2 protein-coding genes are annotated in these 2,583 nt (G+C 59.6%); both read right to left on the reverse strand.

Features of this window, described 5'->3' with window-relative positions; all coding sequences use genetic code 11:
- A partial coding sequence (locus tag NR114_RS24170) for an autotransporter serine protease (protein WP_256814529.1) occupies positions 1-2,392 on the reverse strand: 2,392 nt, incomplete at its 3' end.
- A gap of 69 nt (positions 2,393-2,461) precedes the next feature.
- Positions 2,462-2,583: autotransporter outer membrane beta-barrel domain-containing protein (locus NR114_RS24335; protein ID WP_182825907.1), on the reverse strand; the 122-nt coding region annotated here is incomplete at its 5' end.

Raw genomic sequence — 2,583 nt, forward strand, 5'->3', positions numbered from 1 at the left:
GCGCCGAGTCCAGCCCCACCAGCACGCCGTAGGTGGATGCCTGATAGCCCGTGGCATTGGCATCACCCGATGCATGATCCCAGGCCCCCAACAGCTGCGCCCAGGCGCCACCGTCGTCGTCAGCCTTGATGTCCGGCGAGGTCGCCAGCCCTTCCGCCTGACGCAAACGGCCGTTCAGCGCGTCGCGCAGGTAGCGGCTGTCGTTGACCTGTGCCGAAGCGATATCCGCGTGGATCTGCCCCGACAGCTGGCGGAACGCCTGCCGCGCTTCCCCCGCCGAACCGGCGTTAAGGATGCTTTCAAACACCGGATTGCCCGCCGCCAGCGCATCTGCCGCCGCCGCCACCGCCCGCTCGTTCTGCGTTGCTGCCACGCTGGCGAAACTGGTGTCATTACGGCCGACGTTGAGCGTTACCTGATTCGGCTGGTAGGTCAGGCCGGTGCCCAGGAACAGGTAGTTTGGCGCCACAGAGTCAAACTGCCCACGGATACCCTGCTGGGCGGTCAGAATGTTGTACTGCTGACCCAGCAGGCTGCGAACCTCGTTTTGCGACAGCAGGTTGCTGCTGTTTTCCAGCGATACCGTCACTTCACCGCCGCCGATCGTCGCCGATCCGTTACTTTGGATCCGATCGCTCTGGCCGTTCGCCGCCACTTCCACCGCGTAACGGGAGCCTGGTTCGAAGCTGACGTCACGAGTCACGTTCAGCGTGCCGATCGAATTGCCCGGCGCCACGGTACCGCCGCTGCGGGCAGTTAACGACCCTAGCGTACCGGAACCGCCCAGCACGCCGGCGTTTTGTACCGTCACGTCCGAAGTCACCGAACCATTCACCGCCAGCAGGCCGGTATTGACCCACGTCGGGCCGGAGTAGGTGTTGTTACCGGTCAGTACCAACGCCCCCTGGCCCTCTTTGGTCAGGCCGCCATGGCCGTTGATATCATTGGAATACACTTCAAGCGAGCAGTGGTAGTCATCGCAGACTCTGGCATGCAACGTACCCTCATCGATGATCGCCCCCATGCCAGGAATGTTGGCGACAAATTGCGACGAGCCATAAGCCACGCCCGTCGGGTCCGGAATACGAAACTCCTCGGGGATATCATCGACGGTATAGAACATGCCCGGACCGTTAATCGCCTTGCCCAGATTGATCATCCCCCAGCCATACAAGGCATCGATGCCCGGAGCCCCCATATCGGTCGCGGTCGTTTTAAGCACATCGGCAATTTGCGCCGACGTCATGTACGGGAAACGCTGCAGCAATACGGCGACTGCGCCGGTCACGTGCGGCGTCGCCATTGAGGTACCGTTTTTATTGCCATAGTCGGAGACCAACTGGTTCGGATCTGAACCGTTGGCTACGGTGCTGTAGATTTTACTGCCCGGCGAGGAGACGCAGAAGCTGGCGGTATAGCCGCAACGCGAAGAGAAGCTGCTGATGGTGTAAGGCACGCTGTTGGTGGAGGCGTCATCCTGCGCGACGCTGGCAACCGACAGCCAGTTAGGCGCAACATCCGGCACAAAATAGGCCAGGCCGCTGATCACATCCGGTTGGTTGTAGTTGCCGTCGTTACCGGCGGCGAACAACACCAGAATATTTTTACGTGCCGCATCGATAGCCCCCTGATAACCCGCCCCCGCCAGGCTGCCCAGCAAGGGTTTCACCTGATCAAACTGTTCCTGCGCGTCCTTCAGCTCGAAATGCAGCGCATCGGGTTTCTTGCCATTATCCGAAAGAAAATCCGGAATGCTGACGCCCCAACTGTTGTTGATCACCCGCACGCCGTTGTTGATCATCGCCTGCCAGCCCGCGTTGGTCACGCTGCCATCCAGCCCGAGGAACTCACCGTAGGCCGGGCCGTCATTGTCGTTATCGACGCTGATGATTTGCGAATCAAAGGCGACGCCGTGCATGCCGGTGCCGTCACGGTTGGCACCGCTTATACCGGCAACGTGGACGCCGTGGTTACTTAACTGCCCCTGTGAACCACTGTAAAAATGGAAAGTACCGTCAAAGTAAAAGCGATCGCCGGCCTTAATCCCCTCACGATGCGGATCGGTATAGGCGCGATAGCCTTCGGTGACAACGTTAGTCAGCTTGCCATCACCGGCAAATTCCGGATGCTGGTTCACCGGGGTATCGAAGATCCCCACCTTTTGCCCTTTGCCGGTATAACCTGCCGCGTAAGCCTCGTCGGCATGGATAGCCCCCAACCCCCAGTTAGCATTGAATTCATTGCTGCGCCAACTGGCCGGATCGCCGCTCTTCCCCCCTTCGGTATAGGTCGCGGCCTGTGCACCACCGGCGGCCAACAACGCGCATAACAGGGCGTTCAGTTTCCATGTCGGCGCCAATGCCGGTTTGTTGTTTCCTGCAGATTGCTTCATTCCCTTATCCCTTGTTGTTTTTGGTAAAAACCGCCCCAGCGGGGCGGTTGTTCCGTTTGTTTTTTAAGATCAGAAATGCCAGGTAAAACCGGCGTTAACGCTGTTGTCCTGGTAGTTTTGCGACAGCAGCCCGCCGTAGCCCAGCGACAGCGTGGCGTTCTTGTTCACCGCCACTTCCGCACTGGCTTTCA

The sequence above is a fragment of the Serratia sp. Ser99 genome (assembly GCF_024519545.1).
Taxonomy (GTDB): Bacteria; Pseudomonadota; Gammaproteobacteria; order Enterobacterales; family Enterobacteriaceae; genus Serratia; species Serratia liquefaciens.